The organism is Pantoea dispersa (genome assembly GCF_019890955.1).
Classification (GTDB): Bacteria; Pseudomonadota; Gammaproteobacteria; order Enterobacterales; family Enterobacteriaceae; genus Pantoea; species Pantoea dispersa.
This window is the reverse complement of the sequence record NZ_CP082347.1, coordinates 1-24,107: the sequence shown is the minus strand read 5'-3', so window position 1 is coordinate 24,107 and position 24,107 is coordinate 1. Positions and strand designations below refer to the sequence as shown.

Below are 24,107 nucleotides of genomic sequence, written 5' to 3'. Positions count from 1 at the left end.
TCAAATCAACTCAGTAACATTAATAATAACAGCGCGCTGCTGGTAATGGACTTTCAGAAGATCATTCTCAACAACTTTCTCCCGCATGAGAGTGCTGGAGACGTTATTCGCAACACGGCCTCGCTGATATCTGCCGCACGCGCAGCAGGCGTACCGGTTATCTACGTTAGTGTCGGATTCCGCAGGGGTTACCCTGAGGTAAGCCAGAACAACACGATTTTCTCGTCCATAAAAGAGAATGGAATTTTTATGGCTGATAACGAGAGCTCGGCTATTCATGCTGATGTCGCGCCGGCAGAGAATGAGCCCGTCATTGTTAAGCGCAGGGTCGGTGCTTTTTCTTTTACCGAACTTGATATGATTCTCCGTGCACAAGGCATCGAAACCCTGATCCTTACAGGCGTGACGACCAGTGGTGTGGTGCTTTCTACAGTCGGGCAAGCTTTCGACCTTGATTACCGCCTCATCGTTGTGAGTGATTGTTGCGCAGACCCAGCTCATGAAACCAATGTATTTTTACTTGAAAAAATAATACCTCAACATGCTTTTGTTACCAGTTCATCTGAAATATCAGAAGTCTGGGCATAAAAATATGAATTTCTGAGGTCAAAATAACCATAATCTACTGGCGGAAGATGACCGGGTATGCCCGGTCATATGAACTCCGCTTCAGGCACGTTGCAGATATCAGATACATCCAGAGAGTTCAGTGTGAGCGAAAAGCGGAAATTGATGAGATGTCAGAAACGACATTTTAAGAAACGCTTCGCATGCGCAGCATCCGGTTCGGTGAAATTCGTCCGGCCTGCTCTTTTACCGGACGGTGCGGGTGCAGAACAGCGCTTCCATGGGATAATGCAGTCTGGGTAGCTCCTGTTGCAAACCCTGCAAACTTCGGTCACTTCTCAGGTTTTCCTCATTTACCCCATGCAATGAGCGCTATCTTTTTTCCTGATAAAGGTCAGCGAAATATTGTGTCGGCGGTTTCCCCAGGGCTTTTCTGAACATCAGGGTGAAGGCCGCTGAGGTATCGTAGCCCAGTTCCCCGGCCACCTGCTGAACTGACGCTCCTGATGAGAGCTGACGCAAAGCAATGAGCAGGTGGATCTGTTGACGCCATCGGCCAAACGTCAATCCTGTTTCCGACTTAATAAGACGCGCAAGCGTTCTGTTACTCATTGCTGTGGCACTGGCCCACTGCTCCAGTGTGGTGCGGTCAGCCGGATTACGGGTAAGGGAATCAGCTATGAAAGCGATTTTAGGATGTTCAGAAACGGGCAAATGTAATTCAGCTACCGGCGCATCCGACAGATGTTCCAGCAGTACGGCCATCGTCCGTGCAACGATGCCCTGCTTTGGATAACCCTGCTCCTGGTCTGCTGCATATTCGATAAGTTCGCGAACAAGGGGGGTGAGCGCAAGCGTACAACACTCTTCCGGCATAGGTATTACATCAGGTTCGACAAACAAATAGCTGATTCTGGCATTGTGTGTAGAAAGGTTGCTATGCGGCATCCCTCCGGGGATCCATACGGCGTGCTGAGGAGGAACAAGCCAGAGGGCTCTGGGTACTTTACATGTCACTGCACCGTGCCGTGCGACGACAAGCTGTCCTTTTCGATGCTGATGCACAGGCAGCTCAGTCGTATTCTGTTCTACTTCCAGTCGCAGGGCGATGACCGGCAGGTCGTTTGCGTCAGGATTGAAATGCGAATGTAATTCCGCGAGAGAAGTTCGTATTGTCATAATTTAAATGGTACATGTCATTTCATGCATATTAAACCAAATGCGGGGTGTATAGAGTAAAGTTTTTCATAAGGAAACCCCAAATGCGCAAGTCGTTTAACCCGCCTGAAACATCAAAAGTGCTCCTCTTTGCAGGGGTGTTAGTGGTTGCGACGAACCTGCGTGCTCCGTTCACCGGTTTGCCGCCAGTCCTTGATCTCGTTACCCGGGATTTTCATCTGACAACCACAATGACCGGGTTAATTCTCACGCTTCCCTTACTGGTTTTTGCACTGTTATCTCCCATAAGTGCCTGGCTGGGAAAAAAGTTGGGATTAAGCCGTGCACTTTTCGCTGGCGTCAGTCTGGTTGCTGGCGGGATCTTGTTGCGTGCATTTGACACGCCCGGAGCGCTTTTTACGGGTACTGCCGTCATCGGCGCGGGTATAGCAATTGCGAACGTACTTTTGCCGAGCCTGATAAAACGAAGCTTCCCTGAACGTATTGGATTAATTACCGGTTGTTATGTTTTAAGTATGGGAATTGCGGCAACAATTGCCTCGACTGCCATCGTTCCGTTATCAGCATCTATCGGCTGGTCAAATGCTCTTTTAGCACTGATCGTTCTGCCTCTGTTGGCGATTGCCTTATGGATCCCACAGTTGCGTAGGTCTCCGGCCGCCGAAGTTGTGATAACCCCGCGGGGATCTTCATCTGTAATCTGGCATTCAGCACTGGCATGGCAGGTAACGCTGTTCCTGGGGCTTAACTCGGTCATCAGTTATATCGCTATCAGCTGGTTACCTGCCATATTGACTGATGCCGGAATGACACCGGCAAAAGCAGGAACAATGCACGGAATTCTGCAGCTGGCTATCGCTTTGCCCGGCCTGATAATTGGCCCAACTCTTCGCCACATGAAGGATCAGCGTATTGCTGCTGTGATTTCGGCTGGCTCGATGGCGCTGGGATTTCTTGGACTGATGGTATTTCCCTGTCAGGCGGCTATCTGGTCCGTGCTGCTTGGGCTGGGCTCGGGAGCAAGTTTTATTCTGGGACTTACATTTATCGGCTTACGTACTGAACACGCTGGCCAGGCGGCTGTGTTGTCGGGTATGGCGCAATGTATTGGTTATCTTCTTGCCGCTGCCGGCCCGGTGGTTATTGGAAAGTTGCACGAAATCTTTCATAACTGGTATATGCCGCTAATTCTGTGTGTCACGCTTGCCCTTTTTGACGCGGTATTCGGTTTGCTGGCTGGCAGGCAGAGAATAATTTCCAGATAAAGTTATTCTTACCGGGTAAAAACTTCACTTGTAATATGAAAGGTTTTCGAAAAGGGAGGCTCTATCACTAAATTTTGATTTAATTTCATTATTTATCTGATTGTTTTTTAATTGAAAATGAGGGATGGTATGTCTGATAAAAAACTGCTTCTGACTGAACGTTTCGATTTTAAAGGCCACTCAATTGCATGGGGTACTATCGGTAAAGGAAAGCCAGCTGTATTAATCCATGGCTGGCCATTTTCTTCTCAGGTCTGGCGCAGAATAGCCCCCGTTCTTGCCGAAGAACGCCAGGTATTTTATTTTGATTTACTTGGGTTTGGTGAATCCGATAAGCCTCTAAATACTGATACATCATTAGGCATCCAGAATCACGTCTGGTCGGCTCTTTATAAATTCTGGGGAATTGAAAATCCGGACGTTGTCGCGCACGATTTTGGCGGTGCCACGGCCCTGCGGGGACATATTCTCAATGGTCTTGATTATAACTCGCTTGTTGTCATCGATCCCGTTTCGGTAACTCCAGTTGGTTCGCCCCTGGTGGTGGCAGCAAAAGCTTATGAAAACGTATTTAATGAGCTTCCGGCATATGTCCATGAGGCTGTTGCCCGGGCCTATATTGCTAACGCCGTAGAAAATCCCTTAAATGAAAATGACATGCATCTTTATCTGGATCAATGGTTAGGTGAACACGGCCAAAAAGCGTTCTGGCGGCAGGTTGCTCAGATTGATGATAAATATACAGCTGAAGTGGAACACCGTTATAACGAGTTTCGTTGCCCTGCAACTATTATCTGGGGCGAGAAGGATGAATGGATAAGTCTGAGTGATGGTAAACGATTTGCCAGTCGCATGCCTCATCAGAATTTTATTACTGTCGCTGATTCAAAACACCTTGTTCAGGAGGACGCGGTGGAGATCGTCGTCGCCAGCATTTTGCGACAGTGGTCAAACTGAAAAATTTAGACAGCTTTTTTATCCTCATAAGGATAAATAATTTTAATTTAACTGCACACAGTAACGCCTCACTTTAACAAAAAGGGCGATAATATCATTAATCTAACCATTTCCGGTAATGCTTTGGTATTATGCAAGATGTGTAGGTATTAATGCGGCAGGCACGCAAATTATCGACACGCTGTTAATGAAAGGTTCATTGGGCTTATCTGCAGAGAAGCAATTTTAGAGCCAGTACGCGCTGCGTATACCATTGGCAGAACAGGACGTTCGAATGAAGCGGCTGAATTCTTACGCAACATAATTATCACCGGATAAATGTTGATGATTAATGGGCGATTAAACCATTCAGTGAGAGGTATCGAAAATGAAGACATGGCTGATAACGGGAGCTTCACGTGGTCTTGGTTTGGTCATCGCCAGGGCTGCGTTGAAAAACGGTGATAATGTTATCGCTACAGCCCGACGTCCTGAAAATCTTTCGGAACTTAACGACATAGCGGACGGACGACTATTATCAGTAAAGCTGGAGCTGAACGACCCTGAATCCATTAATGAGGCGGTCAGGTCAGGACTTGAGGCTTTTGGGGACCTGAACGTTCTTGTTAATAACGCCGGGTACGGTCAGTTAGGTTTTTTTGAGGAGGTTGATGCAGATGCCGTTGAAGCTCAAATGGCTGTCAACTTTCTGGGTACGCTTAATGTTACCCGTGCAGTTCTGCCCGTTATGCGTAATGCCGGAAGCGGTCATATCATCAATATCGCTTCCATAGCTGGCATTGAAGGTTTCGTGGGTTCGTCTGTTTATTGCGCGTCAAAACATGCAATGGCTGGCTGGTCTGAAGGTCTCGCACAGGAGGTTGCTGATTTTGGCATCGCCGTTACGTGCCTTTATCCGGGCCGCTTCAGGACGGATTTCCTTGACCGAAGTTCCGTTCGTTATGGATCAGTGAGCATTGATGCCTATGCAACTGAATCGCAAAAACGGATAGAGGAACTGGATGCTGGTAATCATGTGCAACCTGGAGATCCGGAAAAACTTGCCAGCGTATTAATAGAAATCACGAATATGCCCGAGCCGCCGGTCATTCTTCCGCTTGGCAGCGACGCGCTTAAAGTCTTTGAGAAGAAGAGAGAGCAAATTGATTCAGTCATTAAAAAATATGGTGATCTGACGTCTTCGACTGACTTCTGACAACTTACCTTTTTAAATTGGGGATTGGCGCTCCCCTTTTCCTTGAAAAGGAATGTCCGCTTCTGGCACAAAGCGGACGGACGTCCGGCTAATGTTCGATATGAGCGAGAAGCGGACATCGTGTTTAAGATAATATCGCCTAACTCAAACGGCCACCAGAACCTAACGTTCAAGTAGATGTGTGGCAATTCCCCATCTGAGCGCAGTGCATTTTCCATCCAAAAAATCGAAAACGGAGTAAGTCGCATTGGGGTGAGCGTACCGGGTAAAGTTATCGATAGTCCCTTCTTTGAGTATTGCCAGCACTCCCTGACTGACATGCCCATGCGACACGATACATACGCAATGATGTTGTTTGGTGCCTTGCAGATTTTGTAAGAAACTTATTACTCGTTGAGTTGCCTGTGCTAATGACTCTCCCTCTGGCGGACAATACTCCGCATCAAATTTGAATAACGCATTTGCATCTTTCGGATGGTGTTGAAGGAGCTGTGTCGTTGACATGCCTTTAAACTGACCAAATGCCTGTTCTTCAAGGGCTGTTCCAGCTACCAATGAGCAACTAAAGCACTCAGACAGGCTCTGTCCCATTTGCCAGGTACGACCAAGTGGAAAAGCATAAACACGTTCAACCTGGTAATCACTCGCGACAAATGCTGCCAGTAAGGCTGATGTTTGGCGCTCCCCCCGGAGAGTCAACGTACTATCGCTATGCCCCTGAATAACACCTCTCTCATTCCACTCTGTTTCTGCGTGTCGAACAAGAATCACTTTCATCGTTAGTGGACCATGCATGTTGTTGATTTAAATGTCCTGGACCAAACATACCAGCCAGCTGTAGCGGAATTCTTTCTGTTCCGGACGAAAAACAGGAAAAAGTTTAGCTGAATGCAAACCGGGATGGCCTGTCTCACGAAGGATGCATCGAACGTAGATAATGTCCGCTCCTGGCACAAAGCGGCCCTACCCCCTGCGCACTCTGCTATCAACAACACACTGCCATCACAGCTAAAGCAAAGCATCAGGTGATTATTGAGACTTAACCTGTTAGTTTAAAACGATGAAAACTTGCTCAGCCCTGTCTTCCGCAATCATTATTATCACCTTGCACGTTCAGGTGGGATAACGTTTGCCATTTTCCCGCCGGTAAGGCGGGCCTTACCGGTAATCAACCAGTGAGGTCAGCCATGAACACCACCGATGTCGCATCACCTGAAAAAGCCACGCTTCACCTGTTATGTGGAAAAATTGCGTCGGGTAAATCCACGTTATCCGCAAAATTAGGTGCTGCACCACATACTCTCATTATCAGTGAGGATCGCTGGCTTGCAGCGCTCTATGCCGATGAAATGCACACGGTCGCGGATTACGTGCAGTATTCCTCTAAGCTCAGAAATGCCATGAAACCGCATCTGGTGTCATTACTTAACGCGAGGATGTCGGTAGTCCTGGATTTTCCGGCTAATACACCCGCCAGTCGTGAATGGATGATGAGTATCATTAAAGCATCAGGGGCTGCTAACCACCTGCATTTCCTTAACGTCCCTGATGAGGTGTGTAAGAGCCGATTACGTGCCCGTAACGCAGCCGGCACTCACGATTTTGCCGCTTCAGATGAACAGTTTGAAATCATAAGCCGTTATTTCTCAGCACCAGCGGCTGATGAAGGTTTCAATATTATTGAATACCGCTCTTAAGCCGCCGGGTTGCGGCTTATGAGGTGCTAATTCCATGACGCAGCCGGATTCTGCGCCATTAAACGGCGCCGTTTGCTCATCAAGGCTGGTTACCCCTCTCCCCTGCCGATTTGCCAGATGCCGGTTGGTGGCGTGCCGTTGACTTTCCAGTCACCGATGTCGCGCGCTTTGTAGATCACCGGGTTATGCGACGAGACGGTGCGCGCATTGCGCCAGTGACGATCCAGCGCTTTGCTGACGCGCGTATCCGACGCGCCAAGCGCATTAAACAATTCGGTGGCAGCACGCGGTACCAGCTCGCTGGCGATCACCTGCGCCTGTCCGGCCTCGGCTTCCGCCAGGTTGTTGATGGCGGCGATGGCCGCTTCATCGGCACTGACGTGCGCTTCATACGCTGATTGCAGTGAATGGGTAGCGCGAATCACCGTGGCTTCGACGGCAAATGCCAGACTGGTGATCTCGCCTACCACCTGCAGCACCTGCGCATCCTGCCGCGAGGCCGCTCCGTTGCCGTGACTGTAAACGCGGTTGCGTGCGGCAACGGCTGCCGCGCCGTCCCGCGCCACCGCGCGCGCAATGCCCGCCAGCGTCGCCAGCAACACGTGCTGGTAATACGCGGTCTGATAACGGAAGCGCGTGGCAAAATCATACACGTGCTGCGTCTCCACATGCGCGTGCTCGAAGCGCGTCGTGCCGCTGCCAGTCAGGCGCTGGCCAAATCCGTCCCAGTCATCTTCGCGCGTAACGCCCGGCTGATGCGTATTCACCAGCGCGATCACGTCACCCTGATTGTCATCGCGACGCGCGTAAACATCTATCCAGTCGGCGAACAGCGCACCGGTACTGTAAAACTTCTCGCCATTCAGCGTCCAGCCATTGGCGGCAGGCGTAACGCGGGTGATCACGTCGCCCAGCCTGACGTTGCCAATCTCCGTCCAGCCGCTGCCCACCAGCTCGCCATCAACAAAGCGGCGAAACCACGCATCGCGCTCCGCATTGTCCGGCTGGTTGAGCCGGTCCTCGACAAAAGCAAAGTGCGCGCGCAGCGCCTGCGGCAGGTTGGAATCCGCTTCCGCCAGCTCAATCAACAGCTGAAATAACTGCGGCAGCGAGGCGCCCCAGCCACCTTTTTGCTGTGGAATACGCACCGTGCCAAAGCCGGCCTCCTTCAGCCACTGCAGTGGTTCATAAGGCAAGGTACGCGTACGCTCGCGTTCCGCCGCGCCCACCGCGATGCGGGCAAACAGCGGTCGGAAGTGCGCCGCCAGCGTGTCATAGTCAGTACCGGTAGAGAGAATGCTCATGTTTTACTCCTGAGGGGAAAGGTCGTCGATGTCGTGGCGGGTCGGTTCGTGACGCACCGCCAGCAGGAAAAAGATCGGAATGATGGCGGCCAGCGATACCACCCAGAACATGTTGGTGCCGAGCGCCGCCTGCAGAATCGGCAGAATGAACAGCGCCAGCGCACTGCCGATGCCCGACAGCGCACGGCTAAAGCCGACGCCGGTCGCACGAATCGAGGTGGGATACGAGAGCGCCGGATAGACCATCAGCTGTGCGCCCGGCCCGAATCCTTCGGCAAACAGCCACAGTCCGAGCATCAGCACCGCAAACACGATGCCCACCAGCGCCTGCGGGTGGCCAATCAACGCCAGCGCCACCAGAGCAAAAAACTGCAGCGCAAAGCCAGCGATCGCCACGTGGCGTGACGGATATTTCCACGCCAGGCGCATCCCCAGCAGCCCGCCGGTAAAGGCAAACAGCGCGTTCAGCCCCAGCGAAGCTGAGATGGTCTCGAACACACCGGCACCGAGAAATTGCGCCAGTATCGACGGCAGGAAGAAGGCGATGGCGGTGTACTCAAACGAAATACAGATATTCATTACGCCGGCAACGAGGGTGCGTTCACGCCACGGCTTCTGGAACAGTACGCGAAAACTCACCTTCGGCGCCGCCGCCGCGGGTGGCGTTTCCGGTTCTGCTTCGTGAGCATGAATACCGTACGAATCACGCAGGATACGCACCGCCGAGGTCAGATCGCCCTGATTCGCGGCCCACAACGGTGATTCATTCATGAACTTACTGCGCACCGCGATGATCAACAGCGCAGGTACCGCGCCAAACAGCAGCGAGGCGCGCCACAGCCAGTCGAGATGATCTTCAGGCAGTAGAAAATAGAGGCCAAAAATCAGCAGGAAACACACAGTGGAAGCCGCATACCACATCGGGCACCAGGCCGCGAGCCGTGCGGCTTTGTTACCTTTGCCAGCGAATTTAGAGAATTCCGCCAGATAAGACATCGCCACCGGCAGATCGATGCCCACGCCAATGCCCATCAGGAAACGCGCGCCAATCAGCACCCAGACGTTGGGTGCTAAGCCCGCCGCAATCGCCGATACGACAAAAAACAGCATGTCGGCCATGAACACCGAATAGCGGCCGTACTTATCCGTCAGCCAGCCACCAATCAGGTTGCCGACAATGGTGCCAACCATGATGGATGAGGTGACCAGCCCGGTGGTGAACGGCGATAGCTGGAACTCGCGCACCACGTCATCGATGCCGTACGACAGTGTGGTCAGGTCGTAGGCGTCGAGGAACACGCCACCCAACGCGAGAAACACAATCATGCGCGCATAGTTGTTTTTGCTACTGCGGGTGTTGATCAGCCTTGCCACATCACTGACCGAACGTACCGGTTGCGAAGCCGGCAAGGTGTTTTCTAAAGGAAGAGTACTCATAACGCCTCACGTCTGTTTTTGTTGTGCAGGTGAGGTGGTTATAAGCGCTTTATGCAGGAAACCAAAGCAACAATATTTGCTATTAATTACAATATAATCAATAAGATAACAAATAAATCAACACTAAAACCCGGACGCGCAATGCGGGTCCGGGTAGCGTATTCGGCAGTAAAGTTATTCAGCTGAAACCGGCACCAGCACGCCTTTGACCAGCGGGTCATCGGTGGTTTTTAGCCACTGCTGTACGCGCGGATCGGCAAAAGCCTGCCTGAGTTTGACGATGTTCTCCTGCTCCAGGTAAGGCGTACCGATCACCAGCTGCGAGGCAAAGGTGCGCGGCGCGGGCGGGAACAGAATACCTTTGTCACGCGGGACTTTACCGGCGTCAAACTGCGACACATAACCAATTGCCGCATCGACCGAATTAAGCGCCCGCGGCATGGTCAGCAGATCCAGCTCTTTGAACACGAAACCGTGCGGATTACCGACAATGTTTTTCAGTTTGGCGGTGCGCGGTTCTACCGTTGGATCGAGGGTGATCAATCCCTGACGCGCCAGCAGCCAGAGCGCCTGGCCCTGATTCGCCCCATCGTCGGGCACCACAATGGTTGCGCCCTGCGGTAAATCCGCCACCGAGTGGTAGCGATCGGAGTAAATACCAAAAGCCCACTGGAACAGAGGCAGGCTGGAAGTGAGCTGGAAGCCGTTAGCATCGACCACCTGCTTCAGCCACCACTGATGCTGATAGACCGTCGCAGCATACTGCCCTTCTGCTACCGCACGGTCCGCCTGCACCGGATCCTGCACACCGACCGCCTCCAGCTTCAGGCCGTAGTCCGGCGCGATATGCTCACCCACATAGTCGATCAGCTTCTGTTCACCGGCCATTGCCGGCTCATAATGCACTTTCAGCGTGGTGCCAAACACTACCGCCTGCGGCTGCTGGCTGCGCCAGAACCAGCCAGCGGCGGCCAGCAAAATGACCACTATAATCAGCAGCAGCCACGGCCAGCGGCGTGTTTTACGTAATTCAAACTCTTGTGTTGTCATAACGATGTCCCCTGAGGATGGCGCAAGGCCGCAACCAGCCGGTCGCCGAAAAATTGAATGGTCTGAATCAGTGCAATTAACACCACGATGGTGGCGATCATGATGTGGTTATCGAACCGCTGATAGCCATACACCACCGCCAGGTAGCCAATGCCGCCAGCGCCAATGGTGCCGGCGATGGCCGAGTACTCAATCATGGAGATCAGGTTGAGCGTGATGGCTGCGACAATCGCCGGCAGCGCTTCACTCAGCTGGGCGGAGCGGATGATCTGCCAGCGCGACCCGCCGCACACCAGCCCTACGGCGGTAACTTCTCCGGGCAGCTCGCGTAATGCGTTGTCGACCAGGCGGCCAAAGAAAGGAATCCCGGCGGCGATCATCGGTACCACCGCCGCCGGAATGCCGATGGTGGTGCCGGTGAGCCAGAAGGTAAACGGAATGATGGCCGCCATCAGCACCAGAAACGGTAACGAGCGCCCCATATTGACGATCCAGCTCAGCACCCGATGCACACCGCGCTGCGGAAACAGTCCGCGCGGCGAGGTGTTAAACAGCACCACGCCGACCACGCCACCGAGGCTCACCACAAACAGCATCACGATGCCGACCATCAGCGCGGTTTCACCCAGCGCCGGCAGCATTAGTGCCGGAATTTCAGGCCAGGGTGTGTCCTGGCTTATCACGGATACGCTCATACCGCCTCCCGTAACGGCGGCACGCTGACAGCAACGCTGGCCGCCAGGCCATACTGCTCAAGCTGCGTCAACAACCGTGCCAGCGGCACCTGCTCCTGCTGAAAATGAATGCCCACCTGCAACCGTCCGGCCTGGATGCCATTGACCCGCTCGACATGCGCACCCAGCAGATCCACCTTTAAAGCGAACTGCTGGCTGATGCGCGAAATCCAGTCGCTGGCCACCGCGACATCGGTACGGTAGCTAAGCTGCAGCACCAGTCCGGCATCACTGACTTGTGCCGTCAGCGGCAGCAGCCGCTGGCCGAGCGCGCTGTCCGGCTGTGCCAGCAGCGCACTGACGGTGCCATACTGCACTATCTCTCCATCGCGAATCTCGGCAACCGCATCCGCCGCCTGACGTACGGCATCCATTTCATGGGTGATTAGCACGATTGCCAGCCGGTAGTCGTCACGCAGTTTTTTCAGCAGCTCAAGGATGGTGACCGTCGCTTCCGGATCGAGGCCGGAGGTGGCTTCGTCGGCCAGCAGTACAGAGGGACGCAGCGCCAGCGCGCGGGCAATACCGATGCGCTGCCGCTGCCCACCGGAGAGTTGGGCGGGAAAGGCGCTGGCTTTGTGGCTCAGCCCGACACTCTCCAGCAGCTCGCCGACGCGGGCGCGGATATCGCGCTCGATCACGCCAAGATAGCGCAGCGGCAGCGCGATATTTTCCCAGGCACTTTTACGCTGCAGCAGCGCGGAAGACTGAAATACCGTGCCGATGGCCCGGCGCGCGCGGCGCAGCGCTTCGCCATCCAGCCGGGATAAATCGCTGCCGTTGACCCGGATGCTGCCGCCACTCGGCTGCTCCAGCAGGCTGATGCATTTCGCCAGCGTAGATTTTCCGGCACCGCTCGGTCCGACCACAGCGGTGATGCTGGCTTCTGGCACCTGCAGCGTGATGTTTTTCAGCACGTCGGTGACGCGACCGTCCGGCGCACGGTAGTGCTTACTCAGGCGCTCGATTTCGATCATATAACCTCCTGCTGCTGCGCGCTGCGTACACGATAGCCAGCACCCGGATGCGGCGCGCTGAGCTGCGGCCCGGCGGCAAACAGCTTTTCGCGTAGCGTGCCCGCGGCGTAATCCTGTTTGTAAACGCCGCGTTTTTGCAGCTCCGGAATCAGCAGCTCGACCACATCCTCAAAGGTTTCATGGGTCAGCGCATACGCCAGGTTGAAACCATCCACGTCGGTCTCTTCTACCCAGCTCTGCAGCTCATCCGCCACCGTTGCCGCACTGCCCACCAGCAGCGGGCCAAAACCGCCGATGCCCACCCAGTCGGCCAGCGCTTTCACCGTCCATTGACGATCGGGATCGGCAGTAGAGAAGGTTTCAACCGCTGACTGAATGGCGTTGGTGTGCAGGTATTTAAGCACCTGGTCCGGCTGATATTGTCCAAAGTCGATGCCGGTCCAGCCAGAAACCAGCGCCAGCGCGCCTTCGTAGCTGACCCAGTTTTTATACTCCTGCCACTTCGCCTGCGCCGCCCGATCGGTTTCACCGACAATCACCGTCTGCAGGTTGAAGATCAAAATACTGCGCGGATTGCGACCGGCTTCGGCTGCACGACGCCGGATGTCGGCCACGGTTTTCTTTAACAGCACTTTGGACGGCGCGGCGACAAACACACATTCTGCGTGCTCAGCGGCAAACTGTTTGCCGCGGCTCGATGCACCGGCCTGATACAGCACCGGCGTGCGCTGCGGCGAGGGTTCACACAGATGGATGCCCGGTACGTTAAAGAACGTACCCTGATGGTTAATCGGATGGATTTTGCCGGGATCGCTGAAAATGCGACGCTGACGATCGCGCAGCACCGCATCCTGCTCCCAGCTGCCTTCCAGTAGTTTGTAGACCACCTGCAGGTACTCATCGGCATAGTCATACCGGCTGTCATGATCGGTTTGCGCTTTATGACCAATGTTGCGCGCGCCGCTCTCCAGATAGGAGGTGACGATGTTCCAGCCAATGCGGCCTTTGGTCAGATGGTCCAGCGTCGACAAACGGCGCGCGAACGGATAAGGATGCTCAAACGACAGCGAGGCGGTTAAGCCGAAACCGAGGTGCTCTGTGACCAGCGCCATCGGCGTAATCAACGCCAGCGGATCGTTCACCGGCACCTGAGTGGCCTGGCGTATCGCCGCGTCACCGTTGCCGTTCAGCACATCGTAAATGCCGAGCACATCGGCTATGAACAGGCCGTCAAACTTGCCGCGCTCCAGCAGGCGCGCCAAATCAACCCAGTATTCCAGATCTTTATACTGCCAGGAGCGGTCACGGGGATGGGCCCAGAGTCCGGGCGACTGGTGACCGACACAGTTCATATCAAAGGCATTCAGGCGTATTTCGCGTTGCGATGGCATAGCAATCTCCATAGCGAGGCCGTGATCGTGCAGCGACCCGGCGTTCGTCAGTTAATTTTCAGGATGTTGAGTGTTCAGGAGGCGGAAGGGGGACATCGCTCAGCGTGAGCGACAGGCAATACCTTAAGAATTTCATCCGCTACGGCGGCCGCGTGATCGGCCACCTGCGGCAACCCCATCAGCTCGCCAAATCGGGCGCGCGCCGCCGGGCCCACGACAAACAGGCGTGCGTTGGGCTGGCCGTGCCGGTTGAGGGTGCGCGAGTGGTGATCCACATCAATGCCGAAGCCGAGCGCATCGGCGCGTATCAGGCCCTGCTCGCTGAGCGATTGCAGCAGCGGCTGGCTGGTCGTCAGCGCTTCATGTCCCGGTCCGGTCGTGACAATCAGTTTATCCAGCAACCGGGTGTGCGTTGTGCCGTCGCGCTGGCGCAGGGTGATTTCCAGCTGCTGCGCGTGGCTGCGTATCGTTTCCAGCCGGGCGGCCAGCACCTGCAGTGTGCCCTGCTGCTGTCGCTGCGCGATGACGGCGGCGACCTGCGGGGCAATGCGATAACGGTGCACATCCCACCATGAACGCAGATGACGCGCAAAGCGTCGCTGTTCAGGCAGCGGAAGTGACTGCCAGATGGCTTGCCCCTGCACACGCACCTCATCAAGCACACGCTGCCACGGCAGCTGCTGCGCGGCGGCGCGAGCGACTTCATTACGAATATGCCGCAGCCAGCGACGCGCGCTGGGCTGAGATTGCGCGCCCAGTGTCCACTCCGGCCATTCGCCGCTGAGATTGGCGCGTGACAGTTGTCCGCGCCGTGAGAACGCCAGCAGCGGCCCCTGATGCTGACGCGTCGCCAGCGAAGCCACCACGTCAGCCATGCTCAGGCCGGTGCCGACTATCGCCACCGATGCGTCAGGCTCAACATTATCCAGCACGCCTGGCTGCCACGGGTTAGCAATCAGCGCCGTATGGTCGGCAAACGGCTGTAGCATACGTGGCAGCGACGGCGGTGGATGGCTGATGGCCAGCGCCAGGATGTCGCCAGTCAGGGTTTCACCGTTACTCAACAGCAGTTGTTGCCCTTCCCATGCCAGCGCACGCGCCTGAACGTGACGCAGAGTGACATGCGGATGCGCCTCAGCGGCGGCGGCAAACTGCTGCGCCAGATAGCGACCAAACAGCGCACGCTGCGGATACACCGCGCCATCGGCGCAGTGTGCTGCTGAGTCCAGTGAACATTCCGGCTGCTGACGATACCAGCGATCAAAGGCGCCCTGCTCTTCTCCGCTGAGCTGCATACGCGCAGCCGGCACGTTGATGCGGTGTGCCGGTTCCGGCGTGGAATAGGCAACACCGGCGCCGAGGCTGGCGCGCGGTTCGACCACTGTAATCAGTAGCGGCGCGAGCGACGTGCGGGCGAGGTGAATCGCCAGCGCTGTGCCGCTGAAGCCCCCGCCGACAATAATGATGTGCGCTGTTGCCATCGCCTTCTCCTGCATCAGCTGGCGCTCGTCTGTTTCGCCGATGGGCGCTTATCGCCGCCGATGGTTTCACCAAACGGGCCAGTGTTAATGGTACGGGCGCGCTGCTGCTGACCGTGGGCCAGCGGTAACAGCGGCAGCAGCAATTCAGCCACGCGATGCGCCTCTTCCAGATGCGGATAGCCCGAAAGAATGAAGTTAGTCACGCCGAGCGCCTGGTATTCCCGAATGCGTTCAGCGACCTGCTGCGGGCTGCCCACCAGCGCGGTGCCGGCACCGCCGCGCACCAGTCCGACGCCTGCCCACAGATTCGGCGCAATGTAGAGGTTATCACGCGAACCGTTGTGCAGCGCACTCATGCGCGCCTGACCGGCGGAATCCATGCGGGCAAAAATCTTCTGCGCCTGAGCGATGGTGTCGTCATCCAGATGGGCAATCAGTTTATCCGCCGCCGCTCGGGCTTCTTCTTCGGTTTCACGCACAATCACATGCAGGCGGATACCGTATTCGAGCTTCCGGCCGCGTGACTCAGCGCGCTCACGTACGACCGCCAGTTTTTCTGCTACCTGCGCCGGTGGCTCGCCCCAGGTGAGATAGGTGTCAATCTGCTGCGCCGCCACGTCGATCGCTGCCTCCGATGAGCCACCAAAGTAGAGCGGTGGACCGTTTTCCTGCACCGGTGGAAACAGCACCTCAGCGCCTTCAACCTGAATATGCTCGCCCTGATAATCCACTTTTTCGCCGCGCATCAGCCGGCTATACACATCCAGAAACTCGCGAGTCACTTCATAACGTTCACTGTGGTTGAGGAAGATGCCGTCGCCTTTGTTCTCTACCGGATCGCCGCCGGTGACCACGTTAATCAGCAGACGGCCTTCCGACAGACGATCCAGCGTGGTGGCCATGCGCGCTGCCAGCGTGGGTGGCTGCAACCCTGGCCGTACGGCGACAAGATAGCGCAGCCGGCGGGTCATTGGTGCCAGCGCGGAAGCCACCAGCCAGGAATCCTCACAGCTTTTCCCTGTCGGAATGAGGACGCCGTAAAAGCCCAGATTGTCGGCGGCCAGCGCGACCTGCTGTAAATAGGCTAAATCAACCGGGCGTCCGCCTTCTGTGGTACCCAGGTAACGGCCATCGCCGTGCGTCGGCAGGAACCAGAAGACATTTATGCTCTCGTGCGCAGAATCTGCCATTATGCTTATCCTATATAACTTTATGAGAAAACGTTCATTCATTACTTTCTATTTGGTTATATAGGCGTAAGCGAAAAGCATGCCAGGTTTTAACGAAACAGAGATTGTGCATTTTCAGTCAGTTAGGTCATCAGAGCACGTAATGTCTGTTGCAATTGCAACGCAACGCCAACAGCATTTGCTGCATATGCAACTGCTTATGCTTTTTTCCTGCTGTTCATTGCCACTTACCGGGTTTAGCGTGATGGCAGACCTTTACAGGAGCCATCTCATGCTGACACCATACAATCAACCGGATTCACCTCGCCTGGTCGACCCGGCATCGCTGGCTTTCCAGTCGCTGCTGGATAAATTCGCACCCACCGACGCCACGGTACTGATTGTGGGCGAAACCGGCACCGGCAAAGAGGTGGTCGCGCGGTATCTGCATCACCACAGTCCACGCCGGCATGCCCCGTTTCTGGCCGTCAACTGCGGCGCCCTGACAGAAAGCCTGGCAGAAGCTGAATTGTTTGGACATGAGAAAGGTGCCTTTACCGGCGCGACTCAGGCGCACCCCGGCTGGTTTGAAGCGGCGCAGGGCGGCACGCTGCTGCTGGATGAGATAGGTGAACTGAGCCTGCCGCTGCAGGTTAAACTGCTGCGCGTCCTTCAGGAGCGTGAGATCACACGCGTCGGTTCACGCAAGGCCATTAAAATAGACGTGCGGGTTATCGCCGCAACCCATGTCGATCTGGCCCAGGCAATTCGCGAACGGCGTTTTCGTGAAGATCTGTTTTATCGTCTGAATATCGCCGTTGTTCCCCTGCCACCGCTGCGCCAGCGTCGCGAGGATATCCCGCTGCTGGCACAGCATTTCCTTTCCCTGTATGCACGCCGCCTTGGCCGTCCGGCACGTCGCCTGTCGCCTGACGCGCTGGAAGCGCTGCGCGATTACAGCTGGCCCGGCAATATTCGTGAGCTGGAGAATACGCTGCACAATGCGGTGCTGCTCAGTCGCGATGAGACATTAACGCCGACGCAGCTGCGGCTGGCAGGTTACAGTGAACGTGGATACAGCGAAACGGACGATTCGACGCTGGATAGTTTTCTGCGCCAGCAGATTACACGCGAACCGCAACAGCTGTTTGATCGGGTGATTCAGAGTCTGATCAGTAATGCACTGGAAATAGCGGACAACAATCAGACTCAGGCCGCCACGCTGCTGGGCATTAGCCGGCACACGCTGCGCACGCATCTGGCACAGATGGGCGTCATAAAAGGGCGGCGTAAGTCTGCCGTCATGGCCTTCGCGCACGCCAGCGGGGCCGCGCGCCCTGAACGCGAGTTGCGCATCGGCTTTCAGAAATTTGGCAATCTTGGCGTGTTGAAAGCGCGCCAGACGCTGGAACAGTGCTTCAACCAGCAAGGTATCAGCGTGGTGTGGAGCGAGTTTCCTGCCGGCCCGCAACTGTTATATGCGCTGCAAAATAATGAGATTGATTTCGGCACCACCGGTGAGGTGCCGCCCATCTTCGCGCAGGCCAGCGGTAACGCCGTGACTTATATCGCCTGGGAGCCACCCGCGCCGGGCAGCGTCGGGATTGTGGTGCCACGCGACAGTACTATCCACAGCTTGGCAGATTTGCGGGGTAAGCGTATCTCGGTCAATAAAGGATCGAATGTTCACTGGCTGCTGTTGCAGCTGCTGGAGGAAGCCGGCATCGGTCTGGATGAAATTAAAGTGGTGTACACGCCGCCGAAATATCCGCTCACAGCCAGCGATTATCTGGCCGTCGATGCCTGGATGATGTGGGATCCGCTGCTAAGTGCCGCAGAAAGCAACGCCGATTTGCGCGTGCTGGAGAAGGGCGAAGGCCGGGTGCGCAACCACCAGTTTTATCTGGCGCGCCATGATTATGTGCAGCAGCATGACGATATCGTGCAGCAGCTGGTGACGAGCCTGCAGCAAACCGGGACCTTTATTGATAATCATCGCCATGAAGCCGCCACTATGCTGGCGCAGGAACTGGGGCTGGAGTTCGCAGCCGTGGAACGTGCCTTATCCCGTCGCAGCCACCAGACGCGGGCCATGGTTTTCCACGTCATCAAAGAACAGCAAACTATCGCTGACCGCTTTTATGCGCTTGGTTTGATTCATAAACCGGTGCGCGTGCGCGATGCCGTGTGGCAGTCGCCCAGCCATACGCCGCTTATGGCCTAAAGGCTACAGTAAAAGTTATCCACGCTTTCTGTGGATAACACATTGAATATCGTCTGGCTAGATCCCGTTTTTTCTCACGGCAGCATGAGGATTTACTGTGAAATTCGGGCGATTTCAGCCTGAAATCCTGCTGATAAAAACCCTGTTTTCAAGTAGTTAGAGGTGAAATCGCCATGGCGAATGTCGCCTGATTCCGGCAAATCTCGTTAAGGATTCTCCCTGCTCGTTTCACTGTTGCTTTCGCATCCAGCAAAGCTGGCTATTTTCAAAGTCTAAGACGGCGATAGGGCGGGTTCATCGTATTGCATAGCTGAGCTGGCGATTTCAGCCTGAAATTCCGGCTAAGGTTGATTTGATTTCATGCACTTAGCGCCGAAATCACGCTGGCGAAGGATGAAATTACGGGGGAGAAATCAGGTGGGTGAGGTAACAATCTGTAGCGGCACGGTTCAGGATGTACGGGATTGTGCTGCTACAGATTGCTGGACTTCGGAGTAAACGCTGCTACTGATTGAGATACTTATTCAGCGTCTCGGTGATAACGCGATCCAGCTCTTCCTGTAATTCTCTGGACTGGCGGTTAAACTCATAGCTAAACATGCGTCCGCGCGTTTTCTTGCGGGCGTAACGGTCTTTATCCGCGAAGGTCCACAGCGGTGTCGCCACCACTTTATCTTTAGCCGGCGCCTGCACCAGCGTCTGGCTACCGTTACGGACCAGCCGCAGAATGCCATTCTTGACTTCATCTTCCGCCAGGCCTTCACGCGCACAGACGCTGTCCACATCCATGCCGATGGTTTCGATCAGAGCATCTACCGTCTGACCGGTTTCCTGCAGTTTTTCGTATGCCTGCAACAGCGTTTTGTAGTCAGGATAGGTCAACTCTGAATGGTTCGGGAACAGGGTGACCAGTTCCAGCGGCACACTGGCAGCCTGCAGCGCGCGGGTTACTTTTGCCTGAGACAGCCCTTCACTCTGCGCAATCTCTTTTTGCGACAGGCCGCTGTCTTTCAGGGACATCAAACGCATGCCGACTTCACGCAGATTATGCTCACGCGCGGTCTGGATATCCTGCGCCAGACGACGGGCTTCTTCGGCAGAGATGGCAACGTCGGTAACCAGCACATCCAGCCCGGTTTTACAGTGCAGCGCGGCCGCCCGACGACGCGAACCATCGAGGATTTCAATCCGATCGCCACGCTTCACGCCAATGGCCGGGAAGAACTGCTGCAGTTTAATGGTACGGATGATATCGCGCAGTGATTCTGGCGTGAGACCGGACTGGTCACGGCCGTTGGTTTCCATCACCACGTACGTTCTTTCTTCTATCTCTTTTGCGGTGATGTGTTCCAGGGTGAACAGGGCGCGTTTACCGGTGGAAAGGATAAACGTCTGAGAGTGGCCATCCTCGCTGGGTTCATTTTGTAACGGGCTCTGGCTGAAGGTGCGGCCAATAGTGATTCTTTTTGCGCTCATAATAACCTCAGTTCAGGCGGATAAATTCAATACGATCAAAGACGGCTTTGGCAAAGTCTTCTGCCGCCGAACGCGCGTTTTTCAGGGCTTCGCTGCTGCCGACATAGGTAGATGGGTTAGCGGAGATAACCGTATCGAACGATTCACCGCAGCGTTCAAAGCCATCCAGCCGCGGCAGCGCCGCATCCAGCATATCGCCGCCAAATATCTCTTTCGCCAGGCTGTGACACATCTTGTGGTCCGCTTTATTCGACAGCTTGGACATAAAACCAATATTGCCCTGCAACCGGCAGGTGGCACCCGACTCTTCGATGATGTCGATAAGCTCGGGCAGGCGCGTCAGATACTTCAGCGTGGAGTGGAAATCAACCTGTGCCGGCGGCACCGGCGTCATCAGCAAATCGGAAGCGGCAATGGCGTTTTTCAGGAAGGCATCCAGATGTGGGCCGCTGTCAATAAAGATGAAGTCGTAATCTTTTTTCAGCTTAGCCACCACGTTTTCATACAGCACTGCATGCACGTTTTGCTGCGGCAAATGCTCCGCACACAGCTCTTCCCAGCGTGAAGCAATGAAGGCGTCATCGATTGAGGCGGGCAGTACGTCAACGCCAGGAATAATCGATGGCACAATAAATTCGCTTTTCAGCTCTTCGCGGCTGACGTTTTGCAGCATCGCCTGTGCTGCGGTGGCCTCAACCAAACCGACCGAACGTTCATGATTCAGGAACATGGTGGCCGAAGACTGCGGATCGAGATCGATCACCAGGATACGTAAATCTTCAAACAGCAGGTGCGGATGCGCGCGCAGCGCGTGCGCCAGTGATACGGTGGAAACGGTTTTAGACACACCGCCTTTCAGATTACCGACAAACAGCGTAAACGCTTCAGGATGGCGATCGCGGTATTTCGGAACGCCGCGATGATGGTAGATGTCGATAATATTTTGGATCGACATCGCGTACTTGGTGGAACTGCCGGCCGCGCGCTTATCAAACGGATAGCCGTTTTCTTCCATCTCGTTAACCGCGTAATCGACACTGGCGCGCGTCAGCCTGGGCAACTTGGCTAACGCCGCTTTGGCATAAACCTGGTAAAAAGTATTCTCGTGCAACTCTTCTTTTTGCGCCTGAATCTGCTCCGTCAGGCTCATCAGCATTCTTTCTGAGCGTTGAGCGACTTTCAGAACTTGCTTCTCATCGTTAGCCATACTTGCTCCACACATGTAGGATTTATGACTTTATAACGAAATCCTGCACATGAGGCAAATCTATCTCATCTGTTCATCATCGGCTCGCGTTGTAAAAAGACCTTTTGCAAGAGAGGCTTAAACGACACGTTCACTGGAGTCAGTAGCGCGCGTTGATTGTTTACCCATCAATTGATGAAAATGTGATCGGTGTAAGGGCGGCACTCTGCCACTGTTCACTGTAATCTGTAACCGACATGTCTGGCTGAAGCGGTCAACTACGGTGAAATGTTGCGCGCCGTTACCTGATAGAGCAGTCCGCACGTTCACTGTAATTAGCGGGTGGCGTAAAAAAATGGAATGCGTTCACTGTACTCAGCGTAACATTCACTGCAATCAGTAACCCTGCCGGAAGATTCACTGTAATCAGTAATTCTTTAGCGCAGGGACAGCGCTACCGGCGCCAGGGTGAGTCAGTGCGCAAGAGTAAATGTTCACTGTAGTCAGTGATTCTGCGATCATCCGCTCACCAAATGAGCAGGATTCACTGTAGTCAGCACAAGCCCACTACATTCTTCCCTCTGTGACTGCCTGCATAGCACGGTGTGAGGGGGCCTGCCGGCCAGTGAGAAGGGGAAAAGCTGCGCACGATGAGAATTACGCGGTTTGCGATTGCGGGCTGGCGAGCATCGCCTGCAGGAAGATAGGGCTGCGTCGCGGCGAGCGCCGTACAGTGCAGTGCAGTGCAGTGCAGTGCGATGTTCAGGGCCGCCTTCCTTGCGGCAATCTGCCAGTGCATCGATTCATGCAGGTATAAGATTCACTGTAATCAGTAAACTGCGACGTCGATGCCAGCGGCATTCACTGTAGTCAGTAAACTATGAACGCCTTTTCGTCAATGTTCACTGTAATCAGTAATGTGACCGTTATCAGATATTCATAACCTGATCGCTGCGGCGCATTCACTGTAGTCAATAAAAGGAAAAGCGTGTTTAAGCCTGAACGGCTGACCTGCCTGACTGAGCATTCACTGTAATCAGTAAATCCGATCATCTTTATCGCGCCAGGTCGAGGGATGCTGGTGCGGGACAGGGAAGGGCACTCAGCTAACAACATTCACTGTAATCAGTAGCCGGGTTCGCGCGCGCTGCGCTTTGAGGCAGCAGTACCTGACGCACACGTTCACTGTAATCAGTACATGCCCGCTTAGCCTCAGCCCGATAACGTTCACTGTAGTCAGTAGCTGGCTTCCCTTCCCTTACAGGCCAATGCCAGCGGTGAGGGTAGGGGAGTGTTGAGAACGTTCACTGCAATCAGTAAAAGTCAGACAACGCAGAGGGCCGTTTCGTCATGAAATGACGTTCACTATAATCGGTAAACCGTCCCACGATTCACTGTAATCAGTGATAGTGACCAACCCTGTCACTTTTACTGGTTACTTTTACAGCATAATTACTGAATACAGTGAATGTATTGCAGTATATCGATTATTAACTTTAATTTTCAGTCAGATACGATAAAGCGTTCACTGTAATCAGTGAGGTCGTATGCATTTGTGTTCACTGTGGTCAGCAGAATCGCCCGGCAGACCAGACATTCACTGTAATCAGCCAGACGGTATCTGAAGGCACAGACAAGATGTCTGTCAACCCACCTGGTAAGTACCCACTATCAATAAAAGCGCTGTTAGGCATGAAAAGGAAGGTTGGAGGGTTTTTACGGAACAGGCAATACCGGCAGCGACCACTGATTACAGTGAATGGTACCGATTACAGTGAACAGATCAGGTTGTGCTGATTACAGTGAATGAGGGGAAAGCAGCAGTGTCACTTTTAGGCTCAGTGACACTGCGCGAAGAGGGCTGACTGATTACAGTGAATGGGTGAAGTCAGTCTTCGAAATCGAGGTCTTCCAGCGAATCGATACTTTCCAGATTGCTGATACCATCGAGTTTGGGTGTCCGACTGTGGATGATGAAAAATACCGAACGGCCCCGTTTCACTTCGGAGTAGTCCAGATAGCCAATCTCTTTCAGCTGCTCCATGGCGCGCCGCACCACATGGTTTTGCGTGGTGGTTTTTGAGCCGAGATTAAGACGCATGCGTAAGCGCGCCAGGGAGATAGGCGCCGGATTAGTGGGCAGGCTTTCCAGGTAGGTATACAGCGCCTGCGCCGACTCCTTACGCTTGAGGCGCGAGATAGCACGCAGCTGCAGCAGCACCTTGTGGTCGAAGTTATACAGCTCAAACAGCTTAGGATCGGCTTGAATACGCACCAGATCTTTCTCACGATCGTAGTAAGCCGACTGCACCAGGTGCGTGTGGTAGGCTTTACCATTCCCCTCAAACGACAGGGTATTGGTTGCGATACGTCGCAGCGAGGCGTCAAGACGCTTACGCAGCGCCGCGGACGAGTTGGCCGAGGGAATACCGCACATCTTGACGAAATCGATAAACGGCAGCGTGACGGTGTCGCCCTTAGACGGATAACGCGAGAAAGACTGAATGATGCCGGCCCAGGTTTTGAAATCATTATCCATATCCAGCCGTGCGCCGGTGATGGTAATCTTTTCATAGCCTTCCGCTTTCACCAGCGACAGGTTTTTGAGCTCTTTGGTGGCATCGGTTGAAGCCATCGCGCCGGATTTTCCGCGCGCCGTTGACTTCAGGGTAGGAACAAACAGACCCAGGCGCATCAGTGCGACCGGTTGTACGGTGTTATTTTTATTGGGATGAAGCTGAATAACTTCACCACTGTTTTTCGTCACCGACAGAAAAGGTTCAAGTAACGCCTTGTTTTCACTCTCTTTATCTGCCAT

Annotated in this window: 18 protein-coding genes and 1 pseudogene; 6 read left to right on the top strand and 13 right to left on the bottom strand. The window is 54.5% G+C overall.

Features of this window, described 5'->3' with window-relative positions; translation table 11 throughout:
• The first annotated feature begins 36 nt into the window (after nucleotides 1–36).
• Nucleotides 37–604 (top strand): annotated as a pseudogene (locus K7H94_RS18815) (cysteine hydrolase family protein).
• 335 nt (nucleotides 605–939) lie between these two features.
• Here K7H94_RS18815 and K7H94_RS18810 read toward each other — a convergent pair.
• A complete protein-coding gene (locus tag K7H94_RS18810) occupies nucleotides 940–1,746 on the bottom strand; it encodes an AraC family transcriptional regulator (RefSeq protein WP_222952242.1) in 807 nt (268 codons plus the stop codon).
• An 83-nt stretch (nucleotides 1,747–1,829) separates the two neighbouring features.
• On the opposite strand from K7H94_RS18810, the gene K7H94_RS18805 reads away from it, so the two are divergent.
• The 3 genes from K7H94_RS18805 to K7H94_RS18795 all read left to right on the top strand — a co-directional run bounded on the left by K7H94_RS18805 (nucleotide 1,830) and on the right by K7H94_RS18795 (nucleotide 5,163).
• On the top strand, nucleotides 1,830–3,011 hold the full coding sequence (locus K7H94_RS18805; RefSeq protein ID WP_222952241.1) for an MFS transporter: 1,182 nt from the start codon (nucleotides 1,830–1,832) through the stop codon (nucleotides 3,009–3,011).
• A gap of 129 nt (nucleotides 3,012–3,140) precedes the next feature.
• Complete coding sequence (locus tag K7H94_RS18800; protein WP_222952240.1) at nucleotides 3,141–3,968, top strand: alpha/beta fold hydrolase; 828 nt, start codon at nucleotides 3,141–3,143, stop codon at nucleotides 3,966–3,968.
• Between the two features lie 367 nt (nucleotides 3,969–4,335).
• Entirely contained in the window at nucleotides 4,336–5,163 is an 828-nt protein-coding gene (locus K7H94_RS18795; RefSeq protein WP_222952239.1) for an SDR family NAD(P)-dependent oxidoreductase, read from the top strand.
• Between the two features lie 162 nt (nucleotides 5,164–5,325).
• Here K7H94_RS18795 and K7H94_RS18790 read toward each other — a convergent pair whose 3' ends face one another.
• Nucleotides 5,326–5,940 carry a histidine phosphatase family protein gene (locus K7H94_RS18790; RefSeq protein ID WP_222952238.1) on the bottom strand — a complete coding sequence of 205 codons (615 nt, stop codon included), beginning with the start codon at nucleotides 5,938–5,940 and terminating at the stop codon, nucleotides 5,326–5,328.
• Nucleotides 5,941–6,350: 410 nt separating this feature from the next.
• Here K7H94_RS18790 and K7H94_RS18785 point away from each other — a divergent pair, with 410 nt between their 5' ends.
• A complete protein-coding gene (locus tag K7H94_RS18785) occupies nucleotides 6,351–6,860 on the top strand; it encodes a P-loop nucleotide/nucleoside kinase family protein (protein ID WP_152390890.1) in 510 nt (169 codons plus the stop codon).
• Nucleotides 6,861–6,949: 89 nt separating this feature from the next.
• Here K7H94_RS18785 and K7H94_RS18780 read toward each other — a convergent pair whose 3' ends face one another.
• The 8 genes from K7H94_RS18780 to ssuD all read right to left on the bottom strand — a co-directional run bounded on the left by K7H94_RS18780 (nucleotide 6,950) and on the right by ssuD (nucleotide 16,424).
• Nucleotides 6,950–8,164 (bottom strand): acyl-CoA dehydrogenase family protein, encoded by a 1,215-nt coding sequence (locus K7H94_RS18780; protein WP_222952237.1) that lies wholly within the window; start codon nucleotides 8,162–8,164, stop codon nucleotides 6,950–6,952.
• 3 nt (nucleotides 8,165–8,167) lie between these two features.
• A complete protein-coding gene (locus K7H94_RS18775; protein ID WP_150058835.1) occupies nucleotides 8,168–9,601 on the bottom strand; it encodes an MFS transporter in 1,434 nt (477 codons plus the stop codon).
• A 174-nt stretch (nucleotides 9,602–9,775) separates the two neighbouring features.
• Entirely contained in the window at nucleotides 9,776–10,651 is an 876-nt protein-coding gene (locus K7H94_RS18770; protein ID WP_058780977.1) for a MetQ/NlpA family ABC transporter substrate-binding protein, read from the bottom strand.
• Nucleotides 10,648–11,346, bottom strand: a complete 699-nt coding sequence (locus K7H94_RS18765; RefSeq protein ID WP_104093475.1) for a methionine ABC transporter permease — start codon at nucleotides 11,344–11,346, stop codon at nucleotides 10,648–10,650. Before K7H94_RS18765 ends, K7H94_RS18770 begins: the two co-directional genes overlap by 4 nt.
• The gene (locus K7H94_RS18760) at nucleotides 11,343–12,362 is read right to left on the bottom strand and encodes a methionine ABC transporter ATP-binding protein (RefSeq protein ID WP_150058836.1); all 1,020 of its coding nucleotides are present in this window, start codon (nucleotides 12,360–12,362) and stop codon (nucleotides 11,343–11,345) included. Before K7H94_RS18760 ends, K7H94_RS18765 begins: the two co-directional genes overlap by 4 nt.
• Nucleotides 12,359–13,753: an LLM class flavin-dependent oxidoreductase gene (locus K7H94_RS18755; protein WP_150058837.1), complete on the bottom strand. Its 1,395-nt coding sequence runs from the start codon at nucleotides 13,751–13,753 to the stop codon at nucleotides 12,359–12,361. The genes K7H94_RS18760 and K7H94_RS18755 overlap by 4 nt, the downstream gene beginning before the upstream one ends.
• Before the next feature lie 74 nt (nucleotides 13,754–13,827).
• Entirely contained in the window at nucleotides 13,828–15,234 is a 1,407-nt protein-coding gene (locus K7H94_RS18750) for an FAD/NAD(P)-binding protein (protein WP_150058838.1), read from the bottom strand.
• 14 nt (nucleotides 15,235–15,248) lie between these two features.
• Nucleotides 15,249–16,424 carry an FMNH2-dependent alkanesulfonate monooxygenase gene (ssuD, locus tag K7H94_RS18745; protein WP_058758931.1) on the bottom strand — a complete coding sequence of 392 codons (1,176 nt, stop codon included), beginning with the start codon at nucleotides 16,422–16,424 and terminating at the stop codon, nucleotides 15,249–15,251.
• A gap of 271 nt (nucleotides 16,425–16,695) precedes the next feature.
• Between ssuD and K7H94_RS18740 the strand changes: the two genes are divergently transcribed.
• Nucleotides 16,696–18,627, top strand: coding sequence for a sigma-54-dependent Fis family transcriptional regulator (locus tag K7H94_RS18740; RefSeq protein WP_222952236.1), 1,932 nt, complete (start codon nucleotides 16,696–16,698; stop codon nucleotides 18,625–18,627).
• 504 nt (nucleotides 18,628–19,131) lie between these two features.
• Here the strand turns inward: K7H94_RS18740 and K7H94_RS18735 are convergent.
• From K7H94_RS18735 to K7H94_RS18725, 3 genes are all read right to left on the bottom strand, one after another.
• Nucleotides 19,132–20,103, bottom strand: a complete 972-nt coding sequence (locus K7H94_RS18735) for a ParB family protein (protein WP_021508799.1) — start codon at nucleotides 20,101–20,103, stop codon at nucleotides 19,132–19,134.
• Between the two features lie 7 nt (nucleotides 20,104–20,110).
• Nucleotides 20,111–21,310 (bottom strand): AAA family ATPase, encoded by a 1,200-nt coding sequence (locus K7H94_RS18730; protein ID WP_058758933.1) that lies wholly within the window; start codon nucleotides 21,308–21,310, stop codon nucleotides 20,111–20,113.
• A gap of 1,867 nt (nucleotides 21,311–23,177) precedes the next feature.
• Nucleotides 23,178–24,107, bottom strand: coding sequence for a RepB family plasmid replication initiator protein (locus K7H94_RS18725; RefSeq protein ID WP_021508802.1), 930 nt, complete (start codon nucleotides 24,105–24,107; stop codon nucleotides 23,178–23,180).